Here is a 15283-nt window from a genome sequence, read left to right as displayed (position 1 = left end):
CCGTCTGCGCGCGCGACCCGTATCAGGGCAAACGCAGATAAGAGGCGGAGCATGGGGAATAGCAAAACACCGGTTCTGGTGTGGGTTCGGCGGGATCTCAGGACATCGGATCATCCGGCACTGAGCGCTGCCTGCAAGAGCGGGCGGCCGGTTATCCCGGTGTTCATCCGTGACAGCCAGGTGGATGGCCTTGGCGCCGCGCCGAAATGGCGACTGGGGCTGGGTCTTGAGGCCTTTGCAGAGCGGCTGGAAGAGAAGGGGAGCCGTCTTGTCCTGCGCGCGGGCGATGCGCTGGACGTATTACAGCACGTGATCGAAGAGACTGGCGCGGACGCGGTCTATTGGTCGCGGCTCTATGATCCCGACGCGGTTAAGCGCGACAGCAAGGTCAAGGCGGCGCTCAAGGACAAGGGGATCGAGGCCAAGTCCTTTGGCGGCCATCTGATGTTCGAACCCTGGACGGTCGAGACCAAGACAGGCACGTTCTACAAGGTCTATACGCCGTTCTGGAAGATGGTGAAGGATCGCGATGTCGACGCACCCTTGCCTGCGCCCAAGGACATCCCGGCGCCCACCATGTGGCCGGAAAGCGAAAATCTTGATGACTGGCAGCTCGACGCGGCGATGGATCGCGGGGCCGGGGTCGTTAGGCCCCATGTGAGGCTTGGAGAGGCCGCGGCGCAAGCCCGGTTGGGGGCCTTCATGGCGCAGATCGTGGATGGATACGACGCCAGCCGGGACCGTCCGGACCAGGACGGCACGTCGGGGCTGAGCGAGAACATGAGCCTGGGTGAGATCAGCCCGCATACCTGCTGGCACGCGGGAATGCGGGCGATGCACGAGGGCAAGAAGGGGGCGGAAACGTTCCTGAAAGAGCTGGTCTGGCGCGAGTTCGCCTATCACCTGATGCACCACACGCCGCGCATCCTCACGGGCAACTGGAAAGAGGATTGGGATGCCTTCCCGTGGAACGATGACGAGCGCAAGGCCGAGGTCAAGGCGTGGAAACAGGGCCGCACCGGCATCCAGTTCGTCGACGCCGCGATGCGGGAGATGTATGTGACAGGCCGGATGCACAATCGCGGGCGGATGATCGTGGCGAGCTATCTGACGAAACATCTCCTCTGCCACTGGAAGATCGGGCTGAAATGGTTCGAGGACTGTCTGATCGACTGGGATCCGGCCTCCAACGCGATGGGGTGGCAATGGTCGGCAGGCTCAGGCCCTGATGCCACGCCTTACTTCCGGGTCTTCAACCCGGTCACGCAGCTCGACAAGTTCGATCCGAACCGGGACTATGTGCGCCACTGGATCGCTGAAGGGCGGTCAAACCCGTCCGACGCGGCGCTGAGCTATTTCGATGCGATCCCGCGCTCGTGGACGATGACGCCAAGCGATCCATATCCGAAGCCCATCGTGGCCGCGGATGAGGGGAGAAAGAAGGCGCTTGCTGCTTATGAAGCGCGAGATTTCTGAGTTTTTTGAACGACATCACTTGTCGGGCTAGGGCTGTCAACCTAACCTGACACGAAACGCAGGATGGGGAGTGCGGATGATCCTGAGGACCACAGAGGGGCAGAGCAATCTGCCGCGATATTTCACGCAGGCCTTTGCCATGGCCCAGAGGATCGAAAACGGGCGATTGGACACCCATCTTCCCGATGGCCGCGTGTTCCGGGCCGAGGGCGCCAAGCCCGGACCAGTTGCAGAGATGCATGTGAACAATCCCGATCTTTTCGCGCGGCTGATCCGCGAGGGCGACCTGGGATTTTCGGATGCCTACCTCGACAATTGGTGGAGCACACCGGACCTGCAGGCTTTCATGGATTTCGTTCACGCCGACAACGATTCCGTTTATGAGGGGTTTCCGGGCATGAACCTCGTCCGCGCCTACGAGCGTCTGCGCTTCTGGCTGCAGCGCAACCACAAGGCGCAGGCGCGAAAAAACATTAGCTATCACTACGATCTGGGCAATGACTTCTACGGTCTGTGGCTGGACGAGACGATGACCTATTCCAGTGCGCTCTTCGCGACGGGGCAGGAGAGCACCGAGAACGCCCAGATCGCCAAATATGCTCAGCTTGTCGATGAGATGGGCGCCAAGCCCGGCGATCATATCCTTGAGATCGGCTGCGGTTGGGGCGGCTTTGCCGAATATGCCGCCAAGGAGCGTGGGCTGAAGGTCACGGGGCTGACGATCAGCGAAGAACAGTTCCGCTTTGCCCGTGAGCGCATTGAACGGGCCGGTCTTGCCGATCAGGTCGACTTCAAGCTGCAGGATTACCGCGACGAGCGCGGCAGCTATGACGGCATCGCCTCCATCGAGATGTTCGAGGCGGTGGGAGAGCGTTATTGGCCGGTCTATTTCGAAACCGTGCGCGAGCGTCTCAGGCCCGGTCGCAACGCGACGCTGCAGATCATCACGGTGGCCGACAAGCGGTTCGAGGCCTACCGCAAAGGTGTGGATTTCATCCAGAAATACATCTTCCCGGGCGGCATGCTGCCCAGCCCCACAGTGCTGAAAAGTCAGGTGGAGAATGCCGGTCTTGGCGTGGTTCGAAGCGTGGAATTCGGGCAAAGTTACGACCTGACGCTGCGCCGCTGGCACGAGACCTTCAACCAGAAATGGGACCAGATCGCCGAAATGGGCTTTGACGAGCGGTTCCGGCGGATGTGGAATTATTATCTTACCTCTTGCGCCTCGACCTTTCAGAGTGCCAATTGTGACGTGACCCAAATCACGATTTCACGACCGTCCTGAGTTCCGAATGCCCGACGCCGCAAGACTGTTCGCCGCCATAAGCCTGGCCCTGCTGGCGTTCATCGTTTCGGTGCTGATCATACCACTGATGCCAGAGGGCACGGATCCGGGCTATTTCACCTGGATCAACGTCGCACTTGGGGCCGTGGTGGGCTGGGTGTCGATGGGCAAACGGGCCGGACGGCACGGTCTGACACCTGCCATCAACAATGGACTGACCGGCATGGCGCTGCTGGTCTTCTGGGGTCTTTTCGTGCAGGCGACCAACGAAATGGTGCGGCTTGCGATGCGCAACCGCTATGACGGCCCGTTCGAGGCGATCGTGGCGATCTTTCAGATCGGGTTTGACTTTAGCAAGATCCTGGTCGATCCGGTCGTCATCGCAACGCTGGTCATAGGCGCCATATTCTGCGGGCTTCTGACTGAATATGCCTGGCGGACATGGCGCTGAGGCCTTGAACCTTTTTGTCTACGGAACCCTGCGCTATCGCCCCTTGCTTGAGGTCGTGCTGGGGCGCGAGGTGACCGCGGCAGAACCCGCGTGCCTGAAGGACCATGCGGTCTATTGGGCAGACGGACAGTCTTTCCCGTTGCTTGTCGCAGAGCCGGGCGGAGAGGTGGAGGGACTGCTTCTTCTGGACCTCAGCGAAACGGATCTGGAGCGGCTGAACTATTACGAAGGCGGATTTGCCTACGCGCTGCACCCCGTGACGGTCACGCTGGGCTCCGGCGGGGGCCATCAAGGGCAGGTCTACTTTCCGACGCCGGGTGTCTGGTCAACCGGTTCGCCCTGGTCTCTGGAGGATTGGGTCAGTCGCTGGGGGGAAATGACGCTCTATGCCGCGCGAGAGGCGATGGCGCATTTCGGCCATTGGAGCGCCGAGGCGCTTGCCCAACGGTTCGGTATCATCCGCGCCCGCGCCTGGGCGCGTCTGGCCGCGCAACGCAGGCCGGGCAGCGGGCGCGCCTTGCCGCATGTTGCGAAGCAAAGGCGGCCCTACACGAATTTCTTCGCGGTCGAGGAATACGATCTGCAGGTTCCGCGTTTTGACGGAACTATGGGGCCAGTGATCAATCGCGCCGCCTTCTTTGTCGGCGAGGCCGCCGTGGTGCTGCCCTATGACCCTGTTCTTGACACCGTGCTGCTGACCGAGCAGTTTCGCGTCCCTCCTTTCGCTACCGGAGATCCGGATCCCTGGCTTCTTGAGCCGGTCTCGGGCTTGATTGATCCCGGTGAAACGCCCCAAGAGGCTGCGCATCGCGAGGCCCTGGAAGAAGCGGGGCTGCGGCTGGATCGGCTTGAGCCTGTTTCGGCCGCCTATTCCAGCACCGGATCCTCGACGGAATTCGTTCATATGTTCGTTGGTCTGGCAGATCTGTCGGAAACGGCCGGCAAAGGGGGCCTGGCATCGGAGGGAGAGGATATCAGGACGCATGTGGTGCCCTTTGAAACCCTGATGACGGACATAGACAGCGGCCGGCACCGGGACATGCCGCTCTTGGTGGTCGCGCTTTGGCTGGCCCGCAACCGGGACCGGCTGAGGGAGAATGCTTGAGGTCGCAACATCACACGGGTAATGCTGCGCGAACACGTCGCAAAGCCAAGGGGGGTATCATGCGTGTTGCACAGGATTTGGCCGAGGCCGTTGGACACACACCCCTGATCCGGCTGCGCCGGGTCAGCGAGGAGACCGGTTGCACGATCCTGGGCAAGGCCGAGTTTCTGAACCCAGGCCAATCGGTCAAGGACCGCGCGGCGCTCTATATCATCCGGGATGCCATGGCGCGGGGCAGCTTGCGCCCCGGCGGGACCATCGTGGAGGGGACAGCCGGAAACACCGGCATCGGCCTTGCGCTGGTGGGCGCCTCGATGGGGTTCAAAACGGTGATCGTGATCCCCGAGACGCAAAGCCAGGAAAAGAAAGACATGCTGCGCCTGGCCGGAGCGGAGTTGGTGCAGGTGCCAGCAGCGCCCTATCGAAATCCGAACAATTATGTGAAGTATTCGGCGCGTTTGGCCGAAGAGCTTAACAAGACCGAACCAAATGGTGCGATCTGGGCCAACCAGTTCGACAATGTCGCCAACCGGCAGGCCCATGTGGAAACAACGGCGCCGGAAATCTGGGAACAGACAGGCGGCAAGGTGGACGGCTTTATCTGCGCCTGCGGCTCTGGCGGCACCTTGGCTGGCGTGGCCGAAGGGCTTCAGCCAAAGGGCGTGAAAATCGGACTGGCCGACCCGATGGGTGCAGCGCTTTATTCGTTCTACACAAGCGGAGAGCTTAAAAGCGAGGGCGGTTCTATCACGGAAGGGATCGGGCAGGGGCGGATCACGGCCAATCTCGAAGGGTTCACACCCGACTTTTCCTACCAGATCCCGGATGCCGAGGCGTTGCCGATCGTCTTCGATCTCTTGCGGGAGGAGGGGCTGGTTCTGGGGGGATCGTCCGGGGTCAACATCGCCGGTGCTGTGCGCATGGCCAAGGATCTGGGGCCGGGGCACACAATCGTAACCATACTCTGCGACTATGGAACCCGATATCAGTCGAAGTTGTTCAACCCGGCGTTCCTGAGGGAAAAAGGATTGCCTGTGCCCGATTGGATGACAGCCGGCCCCATGAGCATTCCTGGAGTGTTTGAAGACGTATGATGACGAGGATTTGGGCAAGGATCGCCCTGGTCGCCACGTTGACGCTGGCCGCCGTGCTGGCGGAGGCGCAGACCAATGGTCGCAATGGCCCCGACTTTGACGCCTGGCAACCCGTAGCGACACGCGCGGAACAGACCATCGACGCAGATCGCGCGTCGGACCGGGCGTTGGAGGCGTTGCGCGCGGAAATCGTGCGATATCGTCAACAGTTTCTTGACGCCAGAGACGTCAATTCGGCCCGGATCGAGACGCTACAGTCACAGTTGAACGCCTTGGGACCGGCCCCCGAAAATGGTGAGGAAGCCCCCAACATCGCCAGCCAGAGGGCTGACCTGAACGAGCAGCTTCAGGCCCTCCGTGCGCCGCGCCAGGCAGCGGAGGCCGCGTTCAATCGCGCAAACGGCCTGGTGTCGGAGATTGACCGCATCCTGCGCGAACGGCAGGCAGAGGAAGTGTTGGCCCTCGGTCCGTCTCCACTCAACCCGGTTCTGTGGCCCGGTGCCATTCTGGATCTGAGCGAAGCAACCGCAAGTCTGGCGCAAGAGACTGCCGCGGGCTGGCGCAATCCCTCTCAGCGCGAGACCTTGCGGACCAATGCGCCGCTTGTCGTTGTCTTGCTCGGCGTCGCCATCGTGCTTCTGGCGCGGGGGCGGGTGTGGTCCGCGATGGCGGGCGATTACCTGCGTCAGCTTGGGGGACAGGGCAGCGGTGTGTGGTCTTTTGCGGTCTCGCTGGGACGCATCGCGCTGCCTGTGCTGGGACTTTATGCGCTTTCCGAAGCCTTGATGGCCACCGGGATGGTGGGGCGTCGCGGCGCCCCGCTGGTGGAGCAGTTGCCGATCTGGGGCGCTGTCCTTTTGGTGCTGCGCTGGCTGTGCGAACGGCTCTTTTCCCGGCAGGACGACGAAGCGCTGATCCTCTTTCCGTTGGAACGACGGGCGGAAATGCGGTTTTACGGCACCTTGCTGGCGCTGCTTTTTGTCTTGCGGGCCGCGCTGGAAGCGCTGCTTGAGATCGCCAATGCAGATCAGGCCACACGCGCCGTTGCCACGTTCCCGCATCTCATCCTCATAGGCATCGTGCTGTTGCGGCTGGGGCAGATCCTGTTCCGCAACGCCCGGCCCGAACCGGTGACCGAGGGCGAGACACCCGCCATCGCGCCGGGCTTTGCACGAGTGCTGCGCACACTGGGCCGGCTTTCGATGCTGGTGGCCGTGATCGGCCCCGTTCTGGCCGCGATCGGCTATGTCGCTTTGGCCGAGGCGATCGCTTATCCGGCAGTGATGTCACTGGCCCTCTTTGGCATCCTTGTCGTGTTGCAACGTTTGTCCGGTGACATCTATGGCTGGCTGTCGGGGCAGGGTGTTGCGGCCCGCGATTCCCTTATTCCCGTCTTGATCGGTTTTGCTCTGACCTTGTTATCGCTGCCCTTGCTGGCGCTGATCTGGGGGGTCAGGATCACCGATCTGATGGAGCTTTGGACCCGCTTTAGCGAAGGCTTCACGCTGGGCGAGACCCGCATCTCGCCGATGGATTTCCTGACATTCATCATCATCTTTCTGATCGGTTACTTCGTCACGCGGCTTCTTCAGGGGGCGCTCAAGACGAACCTTCTGCCCAAGACCCGCATCGATACCGGTGGGCAGGTGGCCATCGTGTCGGGCGTCGGCTACGTCGGGATCTTCCTGGCGGCCATCATCGCGATTTCCGGGGCGGGCATCGATCTCAGCTCCCTTGCCATCGTGGCGGGCGCGCTCTCCGTCGGCATCGGGTTTGGCCTGCAGAACATCGTATCCAACTTCGTCAGCGGCATCATCCTTCTGATCGAGCGTCCCATCTCCGAAGGGGACTGGATCGAAGTGGGCGGTCAGATGGGCTATGTGCGTGACATCTCGGTCCGCTCCACCCGGATCGAGACGTTCGACCGGACGGATGTCATCGTACCCAATGCCGATCTGGTCAGTGGGACGGTCACCAACTACACCCGTGGCAACACCGTCGGACGGGTGATCGTGAAGGTGGGCGTGGCCTATGGCACGGACACCCGGAAAGTCGAGGCGATCCTGCGCGAGATCGCCAATGAACATCCGATGGTACTGGCCCAGCCCGCGCCATTCGTCCTGTTCAGCGGCTTCGGCGCGGATTCGCTGGATTTCGAGATCCGTGCGATCCTGAGGGATGTGAACTTCTCGCTGTCGGTGCGGACCGAGATGAACCACCGCATCGCTCAGCGCTTTATCGAAGAGGGTATCGAGATCCCGTTCGCCCAGCGCGACATCTGGTTGCGCAACCCCGAAGCCTTGCGCCCCCAAGAGGTGCCGGCGATGGAGGCCGCCCCGCCGAAGCAGGTCGAACAGACCGAGACGGAGATGTCGGAAATGGTGCCGGACGCACCGGAGGATCCCGACGGACCGGGCGACGACACAACCTGATTTGTCGCCCATTTCGCCTTGCAAAGGCGCGCGCATTGCGGCAAAAGTCGCGCTCACGGAGAGGTGGCCGAGTGGTCGAAGGCGCACGCCTGGAAAGTGTGTAGGCGGGAAACCGTCTCCAGGGTTCGAATCCCTGTCTCTCCGCCACAGACCCCTCTCTATCTTGCCTGTCTGCGCCTTGGGTCAGTTGTGGTGTGTTTTCAGAGATATGCAGTCGCAGTTGCGCATATTCATCTGCCTCTGACACGCTGCTATGGCCGCATCAAGGGCGTTGCCGGAGAAGCGTATTTGCCTGTTGCCGCCAAGCTGGCCAGCGAGCCTGAGCCTGAGCCTGAGACGCCGGAGGCGGCAGCGTTACTAAGGCATCAACTTCCTGAGCTGGGATCAAGTGCTGCGGTGTGTTCAGCCCGCGGATCTCCGTGCCTCTTCCAATCGAGCGGGCCTATTGCCGGGTCTTGCGATCTGGAGTTGGTCAAGCCGCGTAAGGTCGTCATGGTCCCCAGAGAGCTACACAATGGTTTTTCAGGCCGGTGCGGATTGGTCAAAGGCGACCAAATCTTTCTCCTCACCGAGTAACCCGCACTGGAATTCCTACACGGGTCGAGGCGCCTCAATGCGGGTCGAACCAGCCTTCGTAGAATTGCCGGACTGGCGGGAGGAGATCCCGCGCGAGGCGGCGCATCGCCGCTTCGCTGGGCGTGTCGGGCCGGGACAGTGCTGCCGTGATCGCCGCATGAACCGCCGCCCGGTCGACACCGGGGAAGCGGCCGTCGTGGTACACAATACGTCCGCCGACCAGCACGGTTTCGACCGCTTCGGGTTTGGCGCGCCGAACCAACACGTCGACAATCGGCATCGACGGGTCCTGCCACGGTCGCGTCACTGCGTCCCAATCCAGCAACACGATGTCGGCAAGCATTCCCGGCGCCAAGCGCCCGATCCGGCCTGCGAAGGGTGTCGTGGCCGCGCCGTGCTCTGTCGCCATTCGCAGGATCTGGGCAGCGCTGGGGCTGGGGGCGTCGTGTCCCGGAGGGCGATGCAGCGTCAGCGCGAGCCGCATCTCCTGCAACATATCGCGGTCATCGTTGATCCCCGCCTCGTCGATGCCAAGCGCGACAGGCACGCCAGAAGCGAGGAAGGCATTGAGATCGGCCTTGCCGCTTTTGAGGCGCAGGTTGGAAGAGCAGTTGTGGCAGAGGCAGGCGCCCCGTTCTGTGGCGAGGTTCAAGTCCTCCTCGGTCATCCAAACGCTATGGCCCAATGTCGTCTTGGGGTCGAGCAGTCCATAGCTGTCAAGATGCGCAAGGGCCGAACCGCCCGTGCGCCGGCGCGCATATTCCATCTGATACGGCGTCTCCAGCAGGTGAAGATGCATGGGCGCGCCGGTCTCCTCTGCCATGCGGGCCGCGCTTTCGAGGGCGGCGTCGGACAACCAATGGAGGTTCGAGGGCGCGATCTGGATGGCGGCTAGCGGCTCGGCGGCCCAGGCGTCGCGCAGGGCGTGAAACACCGCGACTTGATCGGCCAGTGGCATCGCGAAGGCGCTTAGGTAGCGGGCCGTGGGCGCGCGGAGCGGTTCTGGCAGGGAAGCGACAAAGGCGTCGTCGTCGCCATAAACCATGCGGTTCTGGTCTCGCAGCGCGAAGGAATAGCTGACCCGCATGCCCAATTCGCGGTAGGCGCCCAGGATAGTATCGGCGCGGGCACACACCGCATCCACATCGCCCGGCGCGCGGCTGTGGAGGTGCTGGACGGTGGTCACCCCCGAGGCAACCATCTCGAAAGCTGAGAAGAGCGTGTCCAGCCTCGGGTCGAGGTCGCGCATGGCGAGGCGCTCGGGGAACCACAGCTCCAGCGGTTGGTCGCGGGCGCCCATCTGGAACGGCGTCAGACCGACATGGTGATGGGCGTTGATCAGGCCCGGGATCGCCACGCGGCCCTTGCCCCCGATGCGCTCGGCATCCGGGTGGGCGCGTGCAAGGTCGGCGGCAGGACCTATAGCGGCGATGGTCTCGCCCTCGATCAGGACGGCAGCGTCGTCTAGGATCACCGGTGTGCCGTCCTCTGCAAAGCCCGTCAAGACGTGATCGGCATGGACGAGACGGGTCATCGCGCGGTTCTCCGGGCAAGGCGCGCGCGGGTCAGGCGCAGCGCGGCGGGGATCGGCTCGATCAGTGGAACCGGGGCATCGCGGGCGATGGCGCGTGCGGCAAGCGCAAGAGGGCCGCCACCGATAACGATAACTTCTGCTCCGCCCTCGGCGGCGCGATGGCAGGCGTCAAGCAGCGCCTTCTGAAGTGCGTGCGGATTGGCATGGAGCTGCGCCGGGACACCCGGTGTGATCCAGGTGCCCGCGAAGTTCGTGAGCCCAAGTGACCTCGCCGTTACTGCGATACGACCGATCAGGTTAGGTGTCGTGGTGACCACGGCGACACGGCCAAGAAGGGCTGCCTCTCGCAAGCTAGCTTCCGCGATACCGGTCACGGGAACCTTCAAGCGTCGACGCAAGGCTACGCGGCCCGGGTCACCGAAGGCGGCGACGATCACGGCCTGGTCGGTTCGGAGGTGCGGGCCGAGGTGCAACACGGCCCGCCCGGCACGGTCGAGCGCGCGCGGCTCGGTGATCAGCGGCACGCCGAAAGGCGCCGTGACACCGCGCAGCGGGAGGTCTGGTGCGGCCGTCCGAGCGATGCGCAACATGGCCGAGGTCGTCGCGCGAGACGTGTTGGGGTTCACCAGGGCGATCATGCGGGGCAGGCGGCATCGAAAGCACGCGCGATCTCGCCGCGCCGCGCGAGCCAGAGCCGGTCGCGCCGCGCGTCGAGCAGGGCCAGGATGCGCTCAAACGCCGGGAAGCGACCCGGGCGACCGACGATCCGCAGGTGAAAGCCGATATTCAGCAGGCGCGGCAGACCGCGCGCGGCCTCAGCCTCCAGCACGTCCAGCGCGTCGGTGACATAAGCCACCATATCCTCGGCGCGTACGAAGCCGTTTGGGTGAAAGAACTTCATATCGTTGGCATCCAGCGCATAGGGCACGACGATGAGCCCCGATTTGCAACGATAGGGCAGGTCGTCGTCGAAGCCGTTTGAGGTGTAGAGATAGCCGCGCTCGGCCAGCAGGGCGCGGGTCCACGGGCTTTCGGCACCGCGACAGAAAAACCCGTGCGGCCTGGCTCCCGTGGCGGCTTCAATGGCGGCGGCGGTGCGGTCGAGGTCGGCAGCCTCCGTTTCGGGGGCGTCATATTCGGCATGAGGCCGCCAGAGCCAGCCGTGGCTGGCCGTCTCATGTCCGTCCTGGGCCAGCATTTTCAGGACAGGCGTCGCGCGCTCGGCGGCGCGGCCGCAGGCAAAGAGCGTGGCGGGAATGCGGTGGCGGCGGAGCGCGTCCGCCATGCGCCAGGCCCCGGCACGGGTGCCGTAGGCGAAGATCTGGGCCTGGCCGGGATCGGGGCGGCCTTCGGGCACGACCGACAGAACTTCGCCGATCCGCTCGCTGATCGGGTCGCCATCGCTCACCTGACGCTCTGCACCCTCCTCAAAATTCAAGACGACCGACACGGCAAGGCGGTGCCCGTCGGGCCAGGTCAGGTCGGGCCAGGCGCCACCATAGCCGATGAGGTCCCGGCTCATGAGGCGAAGTCCGCCGGGGCCGGTCGCGGAGCCCAGTCGGGCAGGCCGGTTCCGCTGCGCCAGGCCCGCGCGATCTCGGCCCGCGTTGCGATCCAGGCATCCGTTCCGGCGATATGGTCCAGAAGCGCCTCCAGCCCTGCGATCCTGGCCGGCCGCCCGATGATCCGCGTGTGTAACCCGATGGAGAGCATCCGCGGCGCGGCGCGCGACTCCGCCAAAAGCCGGTCGAACCCGGCGATGCAGTAGCGCGCGAAATCCTCGGCGAAGACGAAGCCGCCGTTATTGTAAAAGCGCATGTCGTTGGTGTCGAAGGCATAGGGCAAGACGACATGGGGCCCGTGCACCGTTTGGACCGTATAAGGGATGTCGTCGTTATAGGCATTGGAATCGTAAAGAAATCCGCCCTGTTCCATCAGCAAGTCGCGGGTCCGCAGAGACGTCGCAGACCGGGTGTGCCAGCCCAGTGGCGGTGTCCCCGCTGTGCGTGTGATGGTCTCTACGGAGCGGGCGATGGCGCGGCGCTCGGTCGCTTCGTCCATGCCCGCATGTCGCTCCCACCGCCAACCATGGGCGGCAACCTCGTGGCCATCTGTCACGGCCTCTGCGGCAATCCAGGGCGTGGCCTCCAGCGCGCGGCCACAGGCGTTCAATGTTGCGGGAAAGCCGCGTGCCGCCAGTGCCGCGCGGATGCGTGGCCAACCGGCGCGCGGGCCATATTCGAAATGACTTTCCATGCACGGGTCCGGGGCATCATCGACGCGCTCGACCGCCTCGTAGATATGCTCGTTGCGCTCGTCGCCAGCGGTGAGGGCCAGCTCCGCGCCCTCCTCGATGTTCACGACCAGCGACACGGCCAAACTGGCACCATTCGGCCACCTGACCGGGGGCGGCGCACCGCGATAGCCGGCGAAATCACGGCTCATGCAGGGCCCCCTGCGGCGTCCATGAAGCGACGGCAGAGGTCTGAGTCCCAGCGCACAAGGTCGTTAGGATCCAGTTCCGTCCGCATCAGCGCGCTGGAAACGACGGCACCGTCAGCGGTGGCGAGAGCCTGGGCAACGTTTTCTGCCGTCACGCCGCCGCCAATCAAGAGGGGGCGGCGGATGTCTTTCGCGCAGACCGCCTCGATCCGAGCGAGGCTGTCTGCGAAATCAGACCCGGTGATCACCAGCCCGTTGGCGCCCGCTTTTGTGGCCCAGCCTGCGGCCGTCGGTTGATCCTCATCGGACAGAGGACGCACCGTGCGGTCATGGATATCGGCCAGAATGGCGATACCCGTTGCGCGCAAGGCGGCGCGATGCGCGACGGCTTCGGCACCAAGCGCGTGGCGCGTGCCTTCGGCGCCGACGGCGCTGCCGACAAAGACCTTCAGGCGCACGAATGCCGCCCCGGAGGCGTGCGCGACGGTTAGCGCTGCAGTCGGGTCATGCGCTTCGATGATGATCCCGAGGCCGAGCTTTGGAAACTCCGCGCGGATCAGTCGCGCCAGAGCGGCCATGCGCGCAACGGTCTCGGGCGTGGCGGGGCCGTTTGTCCGGGTTTGATCCTGAAGTTTGATCCAGGGAAGCCCGGCTTCTGCGAAGACGCGGGCATTGGCGAGGGCGTAATCCTCGAACCAAGCCTGTGAGCGGTGGCGGTTCAGACGGAAATCCGGCAGGTGCAGCGCGGCGATGATCGGCTTTGGGCCCGCAAAGAGATCGGTCATACGGTCGCTCCGGCACACAGGGTTCCGTCTGCGCCGAAGCACTCGACGACCCGCGCGGCGGCCTGAACGCCCTGCTGCGCGGCCCGCATGGGGTCGCCCGTCCGGGTCAGCCCGGCGAGGAAACCGCCGCAAAACGCATCACCCGCCCCGGTGGGGTCCAGTGTGCGCGCGGTCGCGGCTGGTATCATGACAGACGCCTCCGACGCCCGATCCCAGACAAGCACACCCGCAGGGCCGAGTTTGACAGCGACAGCGCCCGGACAGTTTTCAGCCAGCACCGCAAGCGCGTCGGATGGGGCTGCGCCCGGCACAAGGGCGCGCGCCTCAACCTCTGAGGGCAGGAACGCATCGAGCGCGCGCAGGATGTCGGCAATGGCGTCGAGCGGCAGGCCGGACAGATGCGAGCCGGGATCGGCAGTGATCGTCGCGCCCCTTGGGGCGAAATGCGCGATCATGTCCCGCATCACGTCAGGACCGCTGGGCGCGAGATGGACGCCGCGGGCGTCGCGCCACGCCTTGGGTATCTGGGCGGCGCGCAATGGGTGAAGCTGGCGAAATTCGGAATAGCCCGTTTCGGTTGGACGCGCTGCAAGCGCTGCGCGCCAGCGAGCGACCCGCGCCGGGGTTAGCCGGTCTGTGGGCAAGCCAGTCTCAGCCAAGGCGGCAGCCGGCGCGGTCAGCCCTTCCTGGCGCTGGCCATCCGCGTCGTAGAGAAACCAGGATCCAGCGGTCAGCCGTCCGTCGGAAAAGACCACGCCGCCCAGATCAACGCCCCCCGCCTCTAACCGGCGCAACGTCTCTTGGGGATAGCTCGCCACGGCATGGCTGACCAAGCCGACCCGGTCCACCAGGCTCAGGGCACCCACCGCCGCATAGGCACCGTTTCCTCCAGCCTGGTCCAGCGCGACCGTGCCATCGGCGGCAACGACGTTGTCGACGGTCAATCCACCGACGGTGACAAGTTCTGGTGTCACGCGGGCACGCCCAACCGTGGAGCGCCTAGCCCAAGTGCATCCCGCTCCACCGCCGCATGGTACCCGAAGAGGTGCAGCGGCACCGAATAAACGATCGGCGCTGTCTCTTGCGCGACCTTCGGCAGGTGCCAGGCAACGTCCGCCAGTTCGGCGATCTCGCTCTCTCCCTCGGGGACAATCGCCACGCAGAACCCATCGACGCCGCGCGACATCACCGCCGTCTCGACGGCGCGCGTATGGCTCGCGGCATCTCCCGCGACGATGAACATTGGGTCGCCCGCCTTCTGGCTGCGGTAATGGTGATACTCCTCCAGCGGGAAAGCATAGGCGTGGATCGGGGCCAACTCGCGCAGCTTGGCCGTTCCGAACTCTGCGGGCGCATAGAACGGACCGGCCCCGGTCATCAGGATGAGATCGGCACGGGCGAGCGTCTTCGCAACGGCCCTGGCGCTTTCGTAATGGGCGCGGGCGACGGCATCGACTTGGTCGGGCAGGGCGGCGAGAGCGTCTGTCAGGGCCGTGGCATCGTGCCCCTTGGCCGTGCGGACGGCGGCGGCCATCGCCAGCATCAACGCCATGGCGGCGGTTGAAGACTGCGTTGGCCAGCCGCCACGCGTGGCGCGGATGTGAAGGGCACCGGGGCACTGCTCCATCAGCGGAGAGCCCAGCGTGTTCGACAGCGCGATGGTATAGGCGCCCCGGTCGGCGGCTCCGGTCAGCCCGTCGATCACCGGCTCGGTCTTGCCGGAACTGCTGAGCCCGATCACAACCGTCTCGGCGTCTATGGCGCCCAAACCGTAGGTCGCGAAGTCGAAAGCTTCGATTGGCTCGCAAGGCGCGCCGAGCGCCTCCTCGATAGCGGGGCGGACCCCGTGGCCCGAGATCCAGCTGTCGCCGCAGCCCACGGTGACGATCCGGCGGATCGTTCGGTCGGCGAGGTCTCGTCCAATGGCGGCCAGCGGCGCCGCATTTGCCTCAAGCGTTGCGCGGATCGCCTCGCCCTGGGACATCATCTCGGTCTCGGTCAAAGCCACGCGACGGAACCGCTCTGGATCGCCAGGCGCGTCCGATGACGATTCGCGGCGGATCTGCGTCAGTCTTTGCTCTATGCTCATAGGCGTCTCCAGAA

At 64.4% G+C, this 15283-nt stretch carries 13 protein-coding genes and 1 tRNA gene; 7 read left to right on the top strand and 7 right to left on the bottom strand.

Annotated elements, in window-relative coordinates; all coding sequences use genetic code 11:
- Positions 1-51: 51 nt before the first annotated feature.
- The 7 genes from CFI11_RS12615 to CFI11_RS12585 all read left to right on the top strand — a co-directional run bounded on the left by CFI11_RS12615 (position 52) and on the right by CFI11_RS12585 (position 7990).
- Positions 52-1476, top strand: coding sequence for a deoxyribodipyrimidine photo-lyase (locus CFI11_RS12615; RefSeq protein ID WP_130406454.1), 1425 nt, complete (start codon positions 52-54; stop codon positions 1474-1476).
- 76 nt (positions 1477-1552) lie between these two features.
- On the top strand, positions 1553-2761 hold the full coding sequence (locus CFI11_RS12610) for a cyclopropane-fatty-acyl-phospholipid synthase family protein (protein ID WP_130406452.1): 1209 nt from the start codon (positions 1553-1555) through the stop codon (positions 2759-2761).
- A gap of 7 nt (positions 2762-2768) precedes the next feature.
- Positions 2769-3212: a TrgA family protein gene (locus tag CFI11_RS12605; RefSeq protein WP_130406450.1), complete on the top strand. Its 444-nt coding sequence runs from the start codon at positions 2769-2771 to the stop codon at positions 3210-3212.
- Between the two features lie 4 nt (positions 3213-3216).
- The gene (locus CFI11_RS12600) at positions 3217-4317 is read left to right on the top strand and encodes a gamma-glutamylcyclotransferase (protein ID WP_254448913.1); all 1101 of its coding nucleotides are present in this window, start codon (positions 3217-3219) and stop codon (positions 4315-4317) included.
- Positions 4318-4376: 59 nt separating this feature from the next.
- Positions 4377-5411, top strand: coding sequence for a cysteine synthase A (locus CFI11_RS12595; protein WP_130406446.1), 1035 nt, complete (start codon positions 4377-4379; stop codon positions 5409-5411).
- On the top strand, positions 5411-7843 hold the full coding sequence (locus tag CFI11_RS12590) for a DUF3772 domain-containing protein (RefSeq protein WP_165390254.1): 2433 nt from the start codon (positions 5411-5413) through the stop codon (positions 7841-7843). Before CFI11_RS12595 ends, CFI11_RS12590 begins: the two co-directional genes overlap by 1 nt.
- Before the next feature lie 57 nt (positions 7844-7900).
- Positions 7901-7990, top strand: a tRNA-Ser gene (locus CFI11_RS12585).
- A gap of 463 nt (positions 7991-8453) precedes the next feature.
- Here CFI11_RS12585 and CFI11_RS12580 read toward each other — a convergent pair.
- The 7 genes from CFI11_RS12580 to CFI11_RS12550 are packed head-to-tail and all read right to left on the bottom strand — an operon-like array spanning position 8454 to position 15269.
- Positions 8454-9953, bottom strand: coding sequence for an amidohydrolase family protein (locus CFI11_RS12580; protein ID WP_130406442.1), 1500 nt, complete (start codon positions 9951-9953; stop codon positions 8454-8456).
- Positions 9950-10591 carry an aspartate/glutamate racemase family protein gene (locus CFI11_RS12575; RefSeq protein WP_130406440.1) on the bottom strand — a complete coding sequence of 214 codons (642 nt, stop codon included), beginning with the start codon at positions 10589-10591 and terminating at the stop codon, positions 9950-9952. Before CFI11_RS12575 ends, CFI11_RS12580 begins: the two co-directional genes overlap by 4 nt.
- A complete protein-coding gene (locus CFI11_RS12570) occupies positions 10588-11475 on the bottom strand; it encodes a polysaccharide deacetylase family protein (protein WP_130406438.1) in 888 nt (295 codons plus the stop codon). Before CFI11_RS12570 ends, CFI11_RS12575 begins: the two co-directional genes overlap by 4 nt.
- Positions 11472-12398 carry a polysaccharide deacetylase family protein gene (locus tag CFI11_RS12565; RefSeq protein ID WP_130406436.1) on the bottom strand — a complete coding sequence of 309 codons (927 nt, stop codon included), beginning with the start codon at positions 12396-12398 and terminating at the stop codon, positions 11472-11474. The genes CFI11_RS12570 and CFI11_RS12565 overlap by 4 nt, the downstream gene beginning before the upstream one ends.
- A complete protein-coding gene (locus CFI11_RS12560; protein ID WP_130406434.1) occupies positions 12395-13180 on the bottom strand; it encodes a BtpA/SgcQ family protein in 786 nt (261 codons plus the stop codon). The genes CFI11_RS12565 and CFI11_RS12560 overlap by 4 nt, the downstream gene beginning before the upstream one ends.
- Positions 13177-14154, bottom strand: a complete 978-nt coding sequence (locus CFI11_RS12555) for a carbohydrate kinase family protein (RefSeq protein WP_130406432.1) — start codon at positions 14152-14154, stop codon at positions 13177-13179. The genes CFI11_RS12560 and CFI11_RS12555 overlap by 4 nt, the downstream gene beginning before the upstream one ends.
- Positions 14151-15269 (bottom strand): SIS domain-containing protein, encoded by a 1119-nt coding sequence (locus CFI11_RS12550; RefSeq protein WP_130406430.1) that lies wholly within the window; start codon positions 15267-15269, stop codon positions 14151-14153. The genes CFI11_RS12555 and CFI11_RS12550 overlap by 4 nt, the downstream gene beginning before the upstream one ends.
- Positions 15270-15283: the final 14 nt, after the last annotated feature.

Origin of the sequence: Thalassococcus sp. S3, from assembly GCF_004216475.1 — a bacterium.
Lineage (GTDB): Bacteria > Pseudomonadota > Alphaproteobacteria > Rhodobacterales > Rhodobacteraceae.
Note: the sequence above shows the minus strand (reverse complement) of the source record. Positions and strands in the feature narration are given on the sequence as shown.

Coding starts and splice junctions, on each gene's coding strand:
- CFI11_RS12560 (WP_130406434.1), bottom strand. CDS start 13,180: ATGACCGATCTCTTTGCGGGCCCAAAGCCGATCATCGCCGCGCTGCAC.
- CFI11_RS12575 (WP_130406440.1), bottom strand. CDS start 10,591: ATGATCGCCCTGGTGAACCCCAACACGTCTCGCGCGACGACCTCGGCC.
- CFI11_RS12605 (WP_130406450.1), top strand. CDS start 2,769: ATGCCCGACGCCGCAAGACTGTTCGCCGCCATAAGCCTGGCCCTGCTG.
- CFI11_RS12590 (WP_165390254.1), top strand. CDS start 5,411: ATGACGAGGATTTGGGCAAGGATCGCCCTGGTCGCCACGTTGACGCTG.
- CFI11_RS12570 (WP_130406438.1), bottom strand. CDS start 11,475: ATGAGCCGGGACCTCATCGGCTATGGTGGCGCCTGGCCCGACCTGACC.
- CFI11_RS12595 (WP_130406446.1), top strand. CDS start 4,377: ATGCGTGTTGCACAGGATTTGGCCGAGGCCGTTGGACACACACCCCTG.
- CFI11_RS12615 (WP_130406454.1), top strand. CDS start 52: ATGGGGAATAGCAAAACACCGGTTCTGGTGTGGGTTCGGCGGGATCTC.
- CFI11_RS12565 (WP_130406436.1), bottom strand. CDS start 12,398: ATGAGCCGTGATTTCGCCGGCTATCGCGGTGCGCCGCCCCCGGTCAGG.
- CFI11_RS12550 (WP_130406430.1), bottom strand. CDS start 15,269: ATGAGCATAGAGCAAAGACTGACGCAGATCCGCCGCGAATCGTCATCG.
- CFI11_RS12580 (WP_130406442.1), bottom strand. CDS start 9,953: ATGACCCGTCTCGTCCATGCCGATCACGTCTTGACGGGCTTTGCAGAG.
- CFI11_RS12610 (WP_130406452.1), top strand. CDS start 1,553: ATGATCCTGAGGACCACAGAGGGGCAGAGCAATCTGCCGCGATATTTC.